The sequence below is a fragment of the Streptomyces sp. NPDC101166 genome, assembly GCF_044768125.1.
Taxonomy (GTDB): domain Bacteria; phylum Actinomycetota; class Actinomycetes; order Streptomycetales; family Streptomycetaceae; genus Streptomyces.
In genome coordinates this window covers 86,475-102,560 of sequence record NZ_JBIWPF010000019.1, presented here as the reverse complement: position 1 = coordinate 102,560, position 16,086 = coordinate 86,475, and the positions used below count along the sequence as shown (strand labels likewise).

The window sequence follows — 16,086 nt, the reverse complement described above, 5'->3', positions numbered from 1 at the left end:
ATTCGGTCAGGCGGCGGCGCGCGGCCGGGGCGGAGGAAAGCGGATCAATTGCTGTGCGGGATGATCGCGTTCATCGTCGCCTCATGCCGTGGAAACCCGACGGGAGCGGGAAATGGGTTCCTTCGGACCGCATGTCCGAAACGGGAGCGCCGTTTGCGGCTCCGGGTGGACGGCGGGGAAATTCCTTGTGTCGGCCCAGGAGTGACCGGGAAGGCATTGTTGACGTGAGCGCGCGGCGTGTCGGTGGCCGTCCGCGGTTCGGCCCGTATTCAGGCTGGGCCGGCGCGGTGTGCGCGTGCGTCCTGATCCGAGTCGTGGACACGCCCTTGACGCGGTCCCGTCCGGCGCGAAAACTGACGTGACCGCGCAGTCGAGTCGGCCTTCGGGAGGTCGTCGACCGTCTTGACCGCGCGGTCCCTCGTTCAGCGGCGCCCAGTCGCGGGCTCTCATGGCCCTCCCTCCGCACCGGGAAACAGGCACCGGTGCGGGTGCGGTAGGGTTTACCTGCGCGTTCCCGCGGTTCACCGGCGGGTGCGCGGCGGGACGTGGCGCAGCTTGGTAGCGCACTTGACTGGGGGTCAAGGGGTCGCAGGTTCAAATCCTGTCGTCCCGACCGGGTTTCATCCTGGATCGGAGGCCGTCTTCTCATGCGAGGAGACGGCCTCCGTCGTGTGTCCGCCAGGATCGCCGCGTCGTACGAGGCGGGGCGGGATCAGGCGGCGGCGGCCCGCGCGGCGGACTTGCCCTTGGCGTGGGCGTCCTCGTGGGCCCGGGCGCGGGAGGCGTCGGCGAGCGGGATCAGCTCGGCCATCGCCGGGTTGACGTGCGCCATGGTCAGCTCGGGCACGATGAAGTCGACCTCCAGGCCCAGCAGGTCGCCGAGGACCGCGCGCAGATAGTTCTGCACGTACTCGAAGCCCTCGCGGGGGGTTCCCGGCGCGTAGGAGCCGCCGCGGCTGGCGACGACGTAGACCGGCGTGCCCTTGGCCGGGAGCTCCTCGACCCCGGCGGTGCGGCCCATCAGGATCACCTGGTCGAGCCAGGCCTTGAGGGTGGACGGGATCGTGAGGTTGTACATCGGGGCGCCGATCAGCACGGCGTCCGCGTTCTCCAGCTCCTCGATCAGCCGTAGCCGCGCGGCGAACGCCGCGGCCTGCTCCGGCGAGTGGCCGGCGGGGTCGCTGAAGCCGGCCGTCGCGGCGAGGGCGTCCAGATGCGGCACCGGGTCCGCGCTGAGATCGCGGTACACCACGGTGCCGTCGGGATGCTGCTCCTCCCATGCCTTGCGGAAGGCGGCGGTGACGGCGCGGGAGGCGGAAGCGGACTCGGGCATGAGGGAGGAGTCCAGGTGGAGCAGGGTGGCCATGGCGGGTCTCCAAAGAGGTGGGGAGGCGGGCTGCCTTTCCATATGCTCCTAGTAATAACACAGGGGCTTACTTTTCTTCAGCTACTTTTGCCGTCACCGTACACTGGACCCATGACGGAAGCGGTCCACGAGCCCTGCAAGGAAGCGGCCGGCGAGCCCTGCAAGACGGTCGACGCCGCGATCGCGCGCGTCTTCGTGCTGCTCGGCAAGCGCTGGACCGGGCTGATCGTGGCCGTGCTGATGGAACGCCCGGTGTACTTCGCCGACCTGCGGCGCGCCATCCCCGGCATCAGTGAACGCATGCTCTCCGACCGCCTGGCCGAACTGGGCGCGGCGGGCCTGGTCCTGCGAGAGGTCGACGAAGGCCCCCCGCTCCGCGTCTCCTACCGCCTCACCGAAGCCGGCGCAGCCCTGGAGCCCGCCCTGAGGGAGCTGAGGGCCTGGGCGGAACAACACCTGCCGGAGGCGGGATACGGCAAGGGGGAGTGCGGGCGCTGAGCCTCAGAGCTCCGAACAGAAGTGGAGCCCGGCTCGCGGCGTCCGGCACGCACGCTCGCGGCGTCCGGCACGCACGCTCGCGGCGTCTTGCGATCGCACGCACCGGACGCCGCGAGCTGAGCGGACTCCACTTCTGTTCGGAGCTCTTAGCCCGTCGTGGTGCGCGGCGGGTGGGCCGGCGCGGCGTCCCCGTGGCGTCCATCCCCTATGCGCCCGGCGTCGTCACCGCCCCCGGTAGCGTGAAGTGACCGCCGTCAGGTAGCCCCGCAGCATCACCTTCGCCTCGTCGAGGACCGCCCTGTCCCCTTCGGGGTCCCGGCGGAAGGCCTCCTGGGCCAAGGCGTCCGCCGCCAGGGTCGCGGCATGGCAGGCGCGGGCGAGGGCCTCGTCGTCGTCCGCCGCGTCCAGCGCGAGCAGCACACGCCGGACGCCGTCGGCCATCCGGCGTTTGTGCTCGCGGTCGGCGGCCCGGGTCCGCTCGGTCAGGCCGCTGCCGAACCACAGCGCGCGGAAACCGTGCTCGCTCCGGTAGATCCCGGCGAAGGCGTCGACGAGCACGCCGACCGGGTCCGCCCACCGCTCGGCCGCCGCGGCCCGCGCCAGCTCGTCCATCGCCGCTTCCAGCCGGGTGAAGTATCCCGCCGCGAGGGCGTCGATGATCGCGCCCCGGTCGGGCAGGTACTGGTACAGCGAACCCACCGACACCTTCGCCTCGGCCGCCACCCGTGTCGTCGTGAGCGCTTCCACCCCCTCGTCGACCAGCACCCGCTCCGCCGCCTGAAGCACCAGCGCCAGCCGTGCCCTGCTCCGCGCCTGACGAGGTGTGCGACGCAGGGGAGTTGGGCCCGGATCGGCTCCGGCCTGGTCCACGTGCCGCCTCCGAACATGAACGTGACTTTGTTTCATGTTTAGGCTAGCGTCGCGCCCATGACCGACTCAAGCTCCGCGCTGGGTCAGGAGCGCGCCGCCGTGGCGGACGCCTGCCGGCGCCTGGGGGCCGAGGGCCTCCTCATCGGAACGGCCGGGAACGTCAGCGCACGGGTGGGGGAGCTGGTCGCGATCACCGCGACCGGAGCGGTCCTCGCCGAGCTGACCCCGGAGCAGGTGACCGTCGTCGACCTGGACGGCAAGATCGTGGCAGGCGCTCTGGAGCCGACCTCCGAGCTGGAGCTCCACCTCGGCGTCTACCGCCGCCACGGCGCCGGCGCGGTCGTCCACACGCACGCCCCGATGGCGACCGCCGTCGCCTGCGTGCTCGATGAACTCCCCTGCATTCACTATCAGTTGCTCGCTCTGGGCGGTACGGTCCGGGTCGCGCCGTACGCCACCTTCGGCACCCCTGAACTCGCCGAGTCCGTGCTCGCCGCCCTCGACGGCCGCAGCGCGGCGCTCATGGCGAACCACGGCGCGATCACCCACGCCCCCACCCTCGGCAAGGCCGTCGAGAACGCCCTGCTCCTCGAATGGGCCTGTGGCGTCTACCAGCGAGCGGCCGCCATGGGCAGCCCCCGCGTCCTCGACGAACGGCAGCAGCTCGCCGTGATCGAGGCCGCGCTCGCCCGCGGCTACGGCACCACCCGCCCCGTACCACCCACGCAGGAGGGAGACCGATGAACGTCGTCACGATGGGCGTGCACGTCCTGGACGTACTGGTGCGGCCGGTGGAGGCCATACCCGAGGGCCAGGGCGCCACCCTGGTGGAGGACATCCGCATGACCGTCGCCGGAACGGCCGGCGGCACCGCCCTCACACTGGCCAAACTGGGCGCGTCGGTCCGCAGCGCGGGCGCCGTGGGGACCGACCCCACCGGCGACATGCTCGTCCAACTGCTCCGACGCGCGGGAATCGGCACCGAGTTCCTCGCCCGCCGGGCCGACACCCCCACCTCCGCCAGCGTGTTGCCGATCCGGCCCAACGGAGACCGGCCCTCCCTGCACCTGCTCGGCGCGAACATCACCTACGGTCTCGACGACGTGCCCTGGGACGCCGTCGCCGAGGCCACCCATCTTCACCTCGGCGGACCGGAGTTGATCGGCGTCGACGTCGCCGCGCGCATCCTGTCCTTCGCCAGGGAGCACGGCACGGTCACCTCCGTCGACCTGCTCGCCCCCGGAGTGCTCGGCAGCTTCGAGCAGATCGAGGCCGCGCTGCCCCACATCGACCATCTGCTGCCCAACGAGGACCAGGTGCTCGGCTTCTCCGGTGAGCAGGACCTCACGGCCGGCGTGCGCAAGCTGCTCGGCGCGGGCGTCGGCGTCGTCGCCGTCACCCGGGGCGGCGAGGGCGCGCTCGTGGCGACGGCGGAGGGCGCCGAGACGATCCCCGCCTTCGCGGTCGACGTGGTCGACACCACCGGCTGCGGCGACGCGTTCTCCGCCGGCTATCTGCGAGGCGTCTCCCTCGGCCGCCCCACGGCCGAGGCCGCCGTGCTGGGCTGCGCGGCCGCCGCCCTCGTGGCCCAGGGACTCGGCAGCGACCACGGCGACTTCGACCTCGCCGCGGCCGACGAGTTCGCCGCCCACCACAAGACGCACCCCGTGAGCTGACCGGCCACCCGGACCGACGCCGAACGCAACCGGCCCCACGGCGAACTCCCTCTGGCGGCACAGTCATCCGGTCCGGCGTTCCGGCCGCCGGGCCGTTCGGTTCGTGGACGCCCCCTTGACGGCGGTCGTGAGGCGATCGACACTCGAGGGGAGGAATCCTAGTGAACAGGTAGGGAAGCATGGGGCGCCTTGAGCCGTTCAGCCGTCGAGTGAGCCGCACGGCAGGGCGTTCGCCCCTTCTCACCTCCCGCCGGCACATCGATCTGATGCGCGTCTGCAGCGCCGGACCGCGCGGCGCGAACGGGCTCGGCGCACGGCCGTTTCAGGGCTGACAAGGCCGCACCGGCCCGCCTGGCCCTGCATCGAGACGCCCACCGGCGTACCGCCCGGTGCCTTGCAGCTTTCCGCTGACACCTGTCGGCCCGGCGGACGGGTCCAGTGGGCAGTGGCCTCCTCGGCATCCGCCGGCTTGGCCAGCGCCGTGCCCGGTGGCATGGCCTCTCCGCCCCTGCCGCGGCGCGACATTCCGCCCCTCCGCCCCTGCCGCGGCGCGACATTCCGCCCCTCCGCCCCTGCCGCGGCGCGACATTCCGCCCCTCCGCCCCTGCCGCGGCGCGACATTCCGCCCCTCCGCCCCTGCCGCATCCGCCGCGCGCCCCCTCGACGCGCCCGCCCCGGGAGAGTCATGCCCCTCACCCCGCTCGCCGCCCACCCCTCGCCCGCCTTCCGGGGCCGCATAGGGCGCGACGCGCGCAGCGGCCACTACGCCGTGCCGCGCCGCTACCGCCTGCATCTCTCGCTCGCCGATCCCGACGGCCTGCGCATCGCCGTCACCCACAGCCTCCTGGGCCTGGAGAAGGCGTGCCCGGTGACGTTCCTGCCGGCCGTCCCGGACTGTTCCGACGGCGGCCACTCCGCGCTGCGCCCGCTCTACGACGCCAGCGCGCACCGCTACAAGGGCCCCGCTCTCGCGCCCGTGCTCAGCGACGACTGGTCCGGGCGGATCGTCTCCACTCATGGCCCCGACATCGCCCGCGACCTCGCCCGGGGCTTCGGGGGCGGCCGGGCCGCGCTCTACCCGTGCGGGGCCGAGTCGCAGATCGAGGCCGTGGAGCGGATGTGCGCGCAGGGCGTAGAGGAGGCCGCGCAGCGCGCCGGAGCGGCCGGCACCGAAGACGCGGAACGCGCCGCCGCCCTCGACGCCCTGCTGGCCACCCTCGGCGTCCTGGACAGGGGCCTCGGGACTCACACTCACCTGATCAGCGATCAGATCAGCGCGGCGGACGTCGAGTTGTGGGTCGCGCTGGTGCGGCTCGACACCGTGCACCGCCACCACCTCGACGCGTCCGCCGTGCACCGGATCGCCGACCACCCCGCCCTGTGGGCCTACGCCCGTCGGCTGGCCGCCCACCCCGCCTTCGGCGCGCACCTCGATCTCGACGCCATCGACCGCCGTCACCACGCCGGTTGCCAGGGCCTGGAGGCCGCCGGAGCCGCCGTCCAGATCCTGGACTGGGCGGCCCATGCCGCCCCGGTAAGGGGCGACCGACCGCAGGTCGAGCGCCCCTGACCCCGTCCACCTGTCGGACCCGCGTTGACATCCGTTCAGGCCGTTGTCTTAACTTGCGTCCCAGAACGGTCATGAGCGTCAGCGACAAGCCCTGGCTTGCTGACCGGCAACCCTCGCGCCGCGGTGGGGTGCCCCAGGTGACGACCGGACCGACGACGATTCGGTAAGCGCGAGGGCCCGCCAGGGCCGGAAGAGCATGGTGACGGACATGTACGCAGCGCCCAGGACGGCCGTCGGCCGCCACCGGGGCTGCGTACGGCCGTACGCGAAGCCGCTGGGACAAGCCCTGGTCGCCGACCGCGCCGTCGACCTGCTGCGCGTGAGCAGCGCACTGTGTACCGCACCGGGCCGCGCCCGCTGTCGGGGCTGACGCCCCCTCCGCAGCCCCGCTTCCCCGACGGACACCGCCCCGCGCGGTGTGCCCGTCCACCCGCCCCCGGTGCCGTGCGTTCCCGCATGTCACGACCCGTCCCCGACCGGCGGCCGTCGTGTCCGTGCGCTATCTCCGCCGCGCCCCGGGGTCCCCCCGACCTCCGCCGGAGCCCCTCATGAGCGAACCCTCAGGCGCCGCCGTGTCCCTCACCGAGGCACCGCCGTCCCCTGACTTTCCGTCAGAACAGCTGATCGCACAGCGAGTCGTCCCGCTGCGGCGACCGGGCCGCTGGATCGCCACGGCCGTCGTCCTGGTCCTCGCGGCCCAGTTCGTCCACGGACTGGTCTCCAACCCCTTCTACCAGTGGGACCGGTTCGGCTACTGGTTCCTGCGGCCGACCATCCTCGACGGACTGCTCATCACCCTCGAAGTGGCCGCCTACAGCGCGGTGCTGGGGCTCCTCGGCGGGATCCTGCTCGCCCTGGCCCGGCTCTCGAGATCACCGGTGCTGCGCGCCGTCAGCTGGACCTACGTGTGGGCGCTGCGCTCGACCCCGCTGATCGTGGTCCTGTTGTTCCTCTACAACTTCAGCGCCCTGTACCAGACGCTCAGCGTCGGCGTCCCGTTCGGACCCGCCTTCTTCACCTTCGACGAGTCCCGGCTCGCCACCGACATGGTCGTCGCCGTCGTCGGACTCAGCCTCAACGAGGCGGCGTACGCGGCTGAGGTCGTCCGGGGCGGCATCCTCTCCGTCGACCAGGGCCAGCACGAGGCCGCCTCCGCGCTCGGCCTGCCCAAGGGCTACCAGTTCCGCAGGATCGTCTGGCCGCAGGCGCTGCGCTCCATCACCCCGAACTACGTCAACCAGCTCATCGGCCTGATCAAGAGCACCTCGCTGGTGTTCTACGTGTCGCTGCTCGACCTGTTCGGAGCCGCGCAGACCATGGGCTCCACCTATCCGGGTGACATCGTGCCGCTGCTGCTGGTCGTCACCGTCTGGTACCTGATCCTCACCAGCGTCGTGTCCGTCGTCCAGTTCTACGTCGAGCGGCACTACGCCCGGGGCGCCACCCGCAGCCTGCCGCCGACGCCGTTGGGGAAACTGCGGGACGGCGTCGCCGGCCTGCGGGCCCGCGTCCGCCGGGAGGCCGCCGTATGACCGCCGAGACGATCCAGAACGCCGCCGCCGTCGAGGTCCACGACGTGCACAAGTGGTACGGCGCCCACCGGGTGCTGGGCGGCGTCGACCTGACGGTGCGGCCCGGCGAGGTCACCGTGATCCTCGGCCCGTCAGGCTCCGGCAAGTCCACGCTGCTGCGGGTCATCAACCACCTGGAGAAGCCGGAGATCGGCTACGTCAGCGTCAACGGCGAACTCATCGGCGTCCGCAGGCAGGGCGACCGGCTCAAGGAGCTCAGCGAGCGGGTCATCCTCGCCCAGCGCAGCCGGGTCGGCTTCGTGTTCCAGAACTTCAACCTCTTCCCGCATCTGACCGTGCTGGACAACGTGGCCGCCGCGCCCGTGGCCACGGGCAAGCTCGACAAGGCGGGGGCCCAGGGCCTCGCCCGCGAACTCCTCGGCCGGGTCGGCCTCGCCGACAAGGCGGACGCCTACCCGCGGCAACTGTCCGGCGGACAGCAGCAGCGCGTGGCGATCGCCCGGGCGCTCGCCCTGCGGCCCGGCGTCATCCTCTTCGACGAGCCCACCTCCGCCCTCGACCCTGAACTCGTCGGCGAGGTCCTCGCCGTCATCAAGGACCTGGCCAGGAGCGGCACCACGCTCGTCATCGTCACCCACGAGATCGGCTTCGCCCGTGAGATCGCCGACCGGGTCGTCTTCATCGACGGCGGCCGCATCGTCGAACAGGGCCCACCCGCCGAGGTCTTGGACAAGCCGCGCCACGAACGCACCCGGGACTTCCTGAGCAAGGTGCTCTGAACCCCGGCCGACAGCCTTCCCCCCCCCCCACGCCACTTCCGACCACCATCCACTCCACCCAAGGACGGCCATGCCTGCCCACATCACCCGACGCAGCCTGACACGCGGCATCACCGCGGCGACCGCCGTCGCCGTCCTCGCCACCGGGCTCGCCGCCTGCGGGGGCGAGAGCGACGCCGCCACCCGGACCACCGACGCCGCCGGCACGGTCACCGTGGGACGGCTGTCCAACGGCGCCGCCCAGGAGACCACCCTGAAGGTTCCCGAGGTCAAGTCGCTCAGCGCCGAACTGCCCGCCGCCGTCAGGAAGCGCGGCACGCTGGTGATCGGATCCGGCACCCTGCCGTCCGGCAGTCCGCCGCTCGGCTTCGTGGGGGACGACCAGAAGACGGTCACCGGCTCCGAGGTCGACCTCGGCCGGCTCGTCGCCGCCGTCCTCGGACTCAAGCCGGAGGTGCGCCGCTCGACCTGGGAGAACCTCTTCATCGGCATCGACAGCGGGAAGGTCGACGTCGGCTTCTCGAACATCACCGACACCGAGGAGCGCAAGCAGAAGTACGAGTTCGCCTCCTACCGCAAGGACGAGCTGGCCTTCGAGGTGAAGAAGGACAACCCCTGGAAGTTCGACGGCGATTACGAGTCCCTGGCCGGCAAGACCGTCTCCGTCGGCAACGGCACCAACCAGGAGAAGCTCCTCCTGGAGTGGAAGGCGCGGCTGGCCAAGGAGGGCAAGAAGCCCCTCACCGTCAAGTACTTCCAGGAGAGCAACAGCATCTACCTGGCGCTGGCCAGCGGCAAGATCGACGCCTACTTCGGTCCCAATCCCAACCTCGCCTACCACGCCGCGAAGACCGAGAACACGCCCCAGGCGACCCGTATCGCCGGTCAGTTCTCCGGCGCGGGCGAGACGCTCCAGGGTCTGATAGCGGCGACCGCGAAGAAGGACAGCGGCCTCGCCAAGCCCCTCGCCGACGCCATCAACCACCTGATCTCCGGTGGGCAGTACGCCAAGTGGCTCGCGGCCTGGAACCTCTCGGGCGAAGCCGTGCCGAAGTCCGAGATCAACCCGCCCGGTCTGCCGCTGACCAATTCCTGACCAGCCGTCACCCCGACTCGTCGAACGACGAGTCGAAGCGAGAAGGGACTCCGCCTCCGTGGTCCAGCCCATCGACGTCCGCGGAGGCGGAGCCCCGCCCACGCCCGAACACCACCCGCCCGAAGACCGCCCGCCCGAACAGCGGCCGTTCGATCACAGGCCCTTGCAGGACCGCACCGTCGAAGGCCGCGCCCCGGAGCGGCGCCACCCCCTCGACAACGCCGTCTGGGCGGCCCTCACCGGTCCCCACGCCCACCTCGCCGAACGCGTCGGCCTCGCCGCCCGCTATCCCGCGGACGTCTACGCCTTCGCCGCCCTGGCCGACCCGGCGGACCCGGCCGCCTGGGCCGATCTGCGCCGGCTCGCCGGCCCCGGCGCCACCGTACGGATCAAGCCCGTGGACCACGTCCCCGACGGATGGACGCTCGTGCGCCGGGGAGAGGGCGTCCAACTCGTCGCCACCGAGGCGCTGCGCACCGCGCCCGCCCCGGAGGCCGAACCGCTCGGCCCCGCCGACGTACCCGAGATCCTCGACCTGGTCGCCCGCACCCGGCCCGGCCCCTTCCTCGCGCGAACCGTCGAGCTCGGCGCCTACCTCGGCATCCGGCACCGCGGACGGCTGATCGCCCTGGTCGGGGAACGGCTGCGGCCGGCCGGCTGGACCGAGATCAGCGCCGTCTGCACCGACCCCGGCCACCGGGGCCGAGGGCTGGCCACCCGGCTCGTCCGAGCGGTCGCCCACGGCGTACGAGAACGCGGAGACACCCCGTTCCTGCACGCCGCCGCCGACAACACGCACGCCGTCCGCCTCTACGAGTCGCTCGGGTTCGCCCTGCGCCGCCGCTCGGCGATCGTCGCCGTGCGCACCCCGGGAACACCCGGCGAGGACCGGCCGTTGTGACGGACGACGAGACGCATCCGAGGACGAGACCCGTGAGCCGTGCGCACCGCGCCGGCCGCGGCGAGGGGTCCCTCAAGACGCCGCCACGCGGCAGACAGGAGGAGGTGAGGGACGTGACCGGCACACCCCGCGCCCCGCGCCTGACCTCCCGGGTCCACATAGACCTCCAGCGCGTCGCCGGCGCGCTCTGTCGCTCCTGACCCGTTCCTCCCCACCCGCCGTGTCCCGGCCCCGCCGTGCCCCCGCGCGCCCGCCAGCAGGGCCGCCCCTCACGTACGGACCCTCCAGGAAGGCACCCTCGTGTCACCGACCTCTCCCGCACCCCTGCATCTCGCCGTCGCCCTGGACGGCACCGGCTGGCACCCCGCCTCCTGGCGCGAGCCGGTCGCCCGCCCCCGGGGACTGTTCACCGCCGACTACTGGGCCGACCTGGTAGCCGAGGCCGAGCGCGGCCTGCTCGACTTCGTCACCGTCGAGGACGGCCTCGGGCCCCAGTCATCGCACTTCCTGCACCCCGACGACCGCACCGACCAGGTCCGCGGCCGACTCGACGCCGTGCTGATCGCCTCCCGCGTCGCCCCGCTGACCCGCCACATAGGTCTCGTCCCGACCGTGGTGGTCACCCACACCGAGCCCTTCCACATCTCCAAGGCGATCGCCACGCTCGACTACGTCAGCACCGGTCGGGCCGGCCTGCGCGTCCAGATCACCGCCCGTCCGAACGAGGCGGCGCACTTCGGCCGCCGAACGCTCCCGCACCTCACCTCCCACGACGCCCCCGCCACCCGGCAGGCGGTGACCGACCTGTTCGACGAGGCCGCCGACCACGTCGAAGTGGTGCGCCGCCTCTGGGACAGCTGGGAGGACGACGCGGAGATCAGGGACGTGGCCACCGGCCGGTTCGTCGACCGCGACAAGCTCCACTACATCGACTTCGAGGGCCGCCACTTCAGCGTCAAGGGCCCTTCCATCACCCCGCGCCCGCCACAGGGACAGCCCCTGGTCACCGCCCTGGCCCACGACACCGTCCCCTACCAGCTCCTCGCCCGCACCGCCGACGTCGGCTACGTCACCCCGCAGGACACGGGCGAGGCCCGCGCGATCGTCGCCGAGATCCGCGCCGAACAGCAGGCCGCAGGGCGGGCCGGGGAACCGCTGCACCTCTTCGCCGACCTGGTGGTGTTCCTCGACGACGACCCCGCCGAGGCCGCGGGCCGCCGGGCACGCCTCGACGCCCTCGCCGGTGAGGAACACCTCAGCGACGCCCGCGTCTTCACCGGCACCCCGTCCCAGCTCGCCGACCTGCTGCAGGAGTTCCAGTCGGCAGGGCTGACCGGCTTCCGGCTGCGCCCGGCCGTCGCCGGCCACGACCTGCCGGCGATCACCCGGGGCCTCGTCCCCGAACTCCAGCGCCGAGGCGCCTTCCGCACCGCCTACGAGGCCGACACCCTGCGCGGGCTGCTCGGCCTGCTCCGACCCGCCAACCGCTACGCCGCACCCGTCGCCTGAGCGGGAGGGAGACCCGACCATGAGCAAGCCCCAGAAGCAGATCCACCTCGCCGCCCACTTCCCCGGCGTCAACAACACCACCGTGTGGAGCGACCCCAGGGCCGGCAGCCACATCGAGTTCAGTTCCTTCGCCCACTTCGCCCGCACCGCCGAACGCGCCAAGTTCGACTTCCTCTTCCTCGCCGAAGGGCTCAGGCTCCGCGAGCAGGGCGGCGAGATCTACGATCTCGACGTGGTCGGCCGCCCCGACACCTTCACCGTCCTCGCCGCGCTCGCCGCCGTCACCGACCGGCTCGGCCTGACCGGCACCATCAACTCCACCTTCAACGAGCCCTACGAGGTGGCCCGCCAGTTCGCCAGCCTCGACCACCTCTCCGCCGGCCGCTCCGCGTGGAACGTCGTCACCTCCTGGGACGCCTTCACCGGCGAGAACTTCCGCCGCGGCGGCTTCCTCCCGCAGGAGGAGCGCTACTCCCGCGCCAAGGAGTTCCTCGCCACGGCCAACGAGCTCTTCGACTCCTGGCAGGGCGACGAGATCCTCGCCGACCAGGAGACCGGCGCCTTCCTGCGCGACGCCAAGGCCGGCGCCTTCGTCCACGAGGGGCGGCACTTCGACATCCACGGCCGGTTCAACGTCCCGCGCAGCCCCCAGGGCCGCCCGGTGATCTTCCAGGCCGGCGACTCCGACGAGGGCCGCGAGTTCGCCGCCTCCGGCGCGGACGCCATCTTCAGCAGGTACGCCTCCCTGGACACCGGCCGGGCCTTCTACTCCGACGTGAAGTCCCGCCTCGCCAAGTACGGCCGCCGCCCCGACCAGCTGCTGATCCTGCCCGCCGCCAGCTTCGTCCTCGGCGACACCGACGACGAGGCCCGCGAGATCGCCACGGAGGTCCGCCGTCAGCAGGTCAGCGGCGCCACCGCGCTCAAGCACCTGGAGTGGGTGTGGAACCGCGACCTGTCCTCCTACGACCCCGACGGCCCCCTCCCGGACGTCGACCCGCTGCTCGGCGAGCACACCGTCTCCCGCGGCCGCGCCCAGGTCCGCATGTACCGCGACCCGCTGGCCACCGTCCGCGAATGGCGGGAGCTGGCCGAGGCCAACGACTGGTCCATCCGCGACCTCGTCATCGAGACCGGCAGCCGCCAGAACTTCATCGGCTCCCCGGCCACCGTCGCCCGGACCATCGACGAATACGTGCAGACCGACGCCGCCGACGGCTTCATCCTCGTCCCGCACATCACCCCGAGCGGCCTCGACGAGTTCGCCGACAAGGTCGTCCCGCTCCTCCAGGAACGGGGCGTCTTCCGCACCGAGTACGAGGGCTCCACGCTCCGCGACCACCTCGGCCTGGCCCACCCGGACGAGACACGGCAGCAGGAACGGGCCGCGTCATGAGCTGACGCACACGGCGTCGACGGGCGGCTGCCCGAGCAGCCGCCCCTCGGGCCCCCACCCGGGGGAGCGGCGGGGTCGCGCCCCCGCGCTCAAGCCGCCCCGAACGCCGTGAACGCCCAGCCCGTCGCCTGGTGGAGGGCGTCGTCGGGGAGGGACGCGCGGGCGTCCCTCAGGGACTCCGCGAGGGACTGGCCCGTGCTCAGGCCCTTGTGGAGGGCCAGCATCAGGGCGACCACCGCCTCGTCGTTGACGGGGGCGCTGCTCGCCACCACGCCGGCCGTGCCGAGCGGCAGCAGGGCCGTGACCAGGCCGAGGAGCTCGTCGGCGCCGACCGAGGCGAGGCGGGCGGTGTCGCAGCTGGAGAGGATGATGCGGTACGGACTGCGGGCGAGGCGTTCGAAGTCGTGGACGATCAGCGGGCCGTCGGCCATCCGCAGGGACGAGAACAGCGGACTGTCCGCCCGGAAGACGCCGTGCGCGGCGATGTGGGCGAGCGCGGCCCCGTCCAGCTCCTCCAGCACCCGCGGCACACACGCCTCCGCGTGTTCCAGCACCGTCGGCCGGCCGTACCGGTCCGCGACCTCCGGCACCTCCGCCCCGCCGGACGCCAGCCCCGGCCCCCGCACCAGGACGTGCCGCCCGCCCGGCGGCGGTTCGGTCTCGCGGGCCCGCAGCCAACTGCCCGCCGACGGCGACACACTGAGCACCCGCTCCCGCAACGACGGCAGCAGCGCCCAGGGGACCCGGTGCAGCCGGGCCGGCGGCACCACCACCACCGGCCCCGGGCCCAGCTGCCCCGCCGCCTCGCCCAGCAGCAGCGCCTCCAGCCGCCGCCCCGCCGCCTCCACCACCGGAAGGCGTCCCTCCGCGCCGGGGTGGGCCAGCCGCCGCAGCCCGGCCTGGACGTGCTCGGCCTCCCGTTCCGCCTCGGCGAGCAGCCCGCCCGCGAACCGCCGGACCCGGCCGCCCCCGCACAGCAGCACCTGCACCCGCCCGTCCAGCACCGCGAGTTCGACCAGCCGCCCGTCGCCGAGCCGCTCCAGCAGCCGCCCGACGTCGAAGCGGCCCGTGCCCCCGGGGGAGCCGCCGCGGATGTGCAGGGTCCGGTTGCGGACCTCCCGCTCCAGCCGCCGCTGCTCGCGCTCCAGCGTCGGCACGGGCTTGCCGTCCATGCGCGCGCTCTCCGCCCGCGCGGCGATCTCCCGGTAGGCCGTCAGCCCGCTCAGCAGCGCCGGGTCGGCCGGCGGGCGGGTGGGTGGCGCCGACAGCACGGTGGCCCGCCACCGCTCGCTCCACACCAGCAACTGCCGCGGCCCACCCCGCTCCAGACTCACCTCCTGGGCGAGCGCCGCGAGTTCCGCGCCCTGCGCGGTGGCCCGGGCCCGCAACTCGGAGGCGCCCAGCGTCGTACGGTGGTCGTCCAGCACGTCCAGCCCGCGCCGGCACGCCTCCAGCACACCCCGCCCCGAGCCGGCCGCCCGCGCCCACAGCGCCCGCGCCGCCCAGCCGGTCACCCGTGCCAGCGGCGGCCCGCTGTGACGGCCGCGGGCCGCCACCGCCAGATACCGTTCCGCGTCCGCCGTCCACTCCAGCGCCAGCGCGATCCGGCCCGCGAGCAGCCACGCCTCGGGCGCGGCGGGCGCGCCGAACCCGGACAGCCGCTCCGCCACCCGCACCGCCTCGGCGACCAGCCGCCCCGAACCGCGCCCCGCGGCCATCCGCGCCTCGATCAGCACCAGCCGGGCGTGCGCCTCCCACCAGGTGCGCCGCTGACCGGCGAACAGCCGCACGGCGAGCGCCGCACGCGCGATCGCCGTCCCCGGATCGCCCGCGAGCCGCGCGGACCGGGCGGCGGCCAGCAGCAGTTCGGCCTTGCGGGTGGACTGCCCGCCGATGCCGTCCAGCACGGCGATCGCCGCGTCCGCCTCAGCCAGCGCCTCGGGCGCGAGCCCCGCCGCCATCAGCACCTCGCAACGCCGGATGCTCAGCATGAACGTGGGCGTGCCCAGCTTGGCGTACCGCTCCTCGGCCTCGTCCAGCAGCCGCAGCGCCGCCGGCACGTCCCCCGACCGGAACGCTGCCAGCCCCCGGCTCTCCACCGCGTCGGCCTTGTCGTGGTCCTGGCCGGTGGTGTCCCACAGAGCCTCGGCGGCGGTGAAGTCGGCGTCGGCCCGGTCGACCGCGCCCAGCGCGAGGTGCACGGTGGCGCGCAGCGTCAGGGCCCGCGCCGTCCAGATGACGTCGTCCTCCTGCCGCAGCACCGGTATGGCCCGCCGTACGTCGTCCAGCGCCTCCCGGTGATGCCCCAGCACCCACCAGGAGTAGGCCCGCCGGTACAGCACGCGCGCGCGGGTGTGCCCGGTGCCGCGTTCGACGCCCCGCTCGAACGCGGCCAGCCCCTGCCGGGTGCGGCCCGCGTGCACCAGCGCCACCCCGAGCGTGGCCAGGACGTCGGCCTCCCGTTCGGCGCAGTCCGCGCGGGCGGCCAGTGAACGGGCCCGGCGCAAATGGTCCAGGGCCAGGCGCATGTCGCCCCAGTCCCGCTGCCAGATGCCGATCACCTGGTGGGCCACGGAGGCGTGCAACGGCGGCGGACCGGTGTCGAGCACTTCCTCCGCTCGCGCCAGGGCGTCGTTCGGGGCGGCGAACACCATCGGCAGCAGTTCGAGAACCGTGTCGTTTCCCGCTGTCACCCCACGGATGGTAGTGGTCCCGGTTGTACGGCACACCGGTTCGACCCGCCACAGCCGGTATCGATCGAACATCGCGCCGACGAACCCACCGGGCGCACGGAGCCCACCGGACGCACCGGCAGCGCACGCCGGGCGCACAGCCGCAGGGGGCACGCTGCCTCCGCGCATCGCACCCCCCGCCCCGCAACCGCACACCCCGC

The 16,086-nt window shown here is 73.2% G+C and carries 15 protein-coding genes, 1 tRNA gene and 1 riboswitch; of the genes, 13 read left to right on the top strand and 3 right to left on the bottom strand.

The window, feature by feature from the left end; genetic code table 11:
* The first annotated feature begins 539 nt into the window (after positions 1-539).
* Positions 540-613 (top strand) — tRNA-Pro (locus ACIRS4_RS29070).
* A gap of 99 nt (positions 614-712) precedes the next feature.
* On the opposite strand, the gene ACIRS4_RS29065 is transcribed toward ACIRS4_RS29070, so the two are convergent.
* On the bottom strand, positions 713-1,366 hold the full coding sequence (locus ACIRS4_RS29065; RefSeq protein ID WP_404201627.1) for an FMN-dependent NADH-azoreductase: 654 nt from the start codon (positions 1,364-1,366) through the stop codon (positions 713-715).
* A gap of 111 nt (positions 1,367-1,477) precedes the next feature.
* Here ACIRS4_RS29065 and ACIRS4_RS29060 point away from each other — a divergent pair, with 111 nt between their 5' ends.
* Complete coding sequence (locus ACIRS4_RS29060; RefSeq protein ID WP_404201625.1) at positions 1,478-1,864, top strand: winged helix-turn-helix transcriptional regulator; 387 nt, start codon at positions 1,478-1,480, stop codon at positions 1,862-1,864.
* 222 nt (positions 1,865-2,086) lie between these two features.
* On the opposite strand, the gene ACIRS4_RS29055 is transcribed toward ACIRS4_RS29060, so the two are convergent.
* Entirely contained in the window at positions 2,087-2,734 is a 648-nt protein-coding gene (locus ACIRS4_RS29055; protein WP_404201623.1) for a TetR family transcriptional regulator, read from the bottom strand.
* Positions 2,735-2,791: 57 nt separating this feature from the next.
* Here ACIRS4_RS29055 and ACIRS4_RS29050 point away from each other — a divergent pair, with 57 nt between their 5' ends.
* The 11 genes from ACIRS4_RS29050 (at position 2,792) to ACIRS4_RS29000 (ending at position 13,193) form a co-directional block, all read left to right on the top strand.
* Positions 2,792-3,478, top strand: a complete 687-nt coding sequence (locus tag ACIRS4_RS29050) for a class II aldolase/adducin family protein (RefSeq protein WP_404201621.1) — start codon at positions 2,792-2,794, stop codon at positions 3,476-3,478.
* Complete coding sequence (locus tag ACIRS4_RS29045; RefSeq protein ID WP_404201619.1) at positions 3,475-4,410, top strand: carbohydrate kinase family protein; 936 nt, start codon at positions 3,475-3,477, stop codon at positions 4,408-4,410. Before ACIRS4_RS29050 ends, ACIRS4_RS29045 begins: the two co-directional genes overlap by 4 nt.
* A gap of 685 nt (positions 4,411-5,095) precedes the next feature.
* Positions 5,096-5,980: a glutathione S-transferase C-terminal domain-containing protein gene (locus ACIRS4_RS29040; protein WP_404201617.1), complete on the top strand. Its 885-nt coding sequence runs from the start codon at positions 5,096-5,098 to the stop codon at positions 5,978-5,980.
* A gap of 67 nt (positions 5,981-6,047) precedes the next feature.
* Positions 6,048-6,156: riboswitch (SAM riboswitch) on the top strand.
* A 32-nt stretch (positions 6,157-6,188) separates the two neighbouring features.
* On the top strand, positions 6,189-6,350 hold the full coding sequence (locus ACIRS4_RS29035; protein WP_404201615.1) for a hypothetical protein: 162 nt from the start codon (positions 6,189-6,191) through the stop codon (positions 6,348-6,350).
* A gap of 178 nt (positions 6,351-6,528) precedes the next feature.
* On the top strand, positions 6,529-7,512 hold the full coding sequence (locus ACIRS4_RS29030) for an amino acid ABC transporter permease (protein ID WP_404201613.1): 984 nt from the start codon (positions 6,529-6,531) through the stop codon (positions 7,510-7,512).
* Positions 7,509-8,291 carry an amino acid ABC transporter ATP-binding protein gene (locus ACIRS4_RS29025; RefSeq protein WP_404201611.1) on the top strand — a complete coding sequence of 261 codons (783 nt, stop codon included), beginning with the start codon at positions 7,509-7,511 and terminating at the stop codon, positions 8,289-8,291. Before ACIRS4_RS29030 ends, ACIRS4_RS29025 begins: the two co-directional genes overlap by 4 nt.
* A 70-nt stretch (positions 8,292-8,361) precedes the next feature.
* Positions 8,362-9,387 (top strand): ABC transporter substrate-binding protein, encoded by a 1,026-nt coding sequence (locus tag ACIRS4_RS29020; RefSeq protein ID WP_404201609.1) that lies wholly within the window; start codon positions 8,362-8,364, stop codon positions 9,385-9,387.
* 163 nt (positions 9,388-9,550) lie between these two features.
* Entirely contained in the window at positions 9,551-10,288 is a 738-nt protein-coding gene (locus ACIRS4_RS29015; protein ID WP_404201607.1) for a GNAT family N-acetyltransferase, read from the top strand.
* Positions 10,285-10,488, top strand: coding sequence for a putative leader peptide (locus ACIRS4_RS29010; protein ID WP_404201605.1), 204 nt, complete (start codon positions 10,285-10,287; stop codon positions 10,486-10,488). The genes ACIRS4_RS29015 and ACIRS4_RS29010 overlap by 4 nt, the downstream gene beginning before the upstream one ends.
* 100 nt (positions 10,489-10,588) lie before the next feature.
* On the top strand, positions 10,589-11,797 hold the full coding sequence (locus ACIRS4_RS29005; RefSeq protein ID WP_404201603.1) for an LLM class flavin-dependent oxidoreductase: 1,209 nt from the start codon (positions 10,589-10,591) through the stop codon (positions 11,795-11,797).
* A 19-nt stretch (positions 11,798-11,816) separates the two neighbouring features.
* On the top strand, positions 11,817-13,193 hold the full coding sequence (locus tag ACIRS4_RS29000; RefSeq protein ID WP_404201601.1) for an NtaA/DmoA family FMN-dependent monooxygenase: 1,377 nt from the start codon (positions 11,817-11,819) through the stop codon (positions 13,191-13,193).
* Between the two features lie 89 nt (positions 13,194-13,282).
* On the opposite strand, the gene ACIRS4_RS28995 is transcribed toward ACIRS4_RS29000, so the two are convergent.
* The gene (locus ACIRS4_RS28995) at positions 13,283-15,886 is read right to left on the bottom strand and encodes a CHAT domain-containing protein (RefSeq protein WP_404201599.1); all 2,604 of its coding nucleotides are present in this window, start codon (positions 15,884-15,886) and stop codon (positions 13,283-13,285) included.
* Positions 15,887-16,086: the final 200 nt, after the last annotated feature.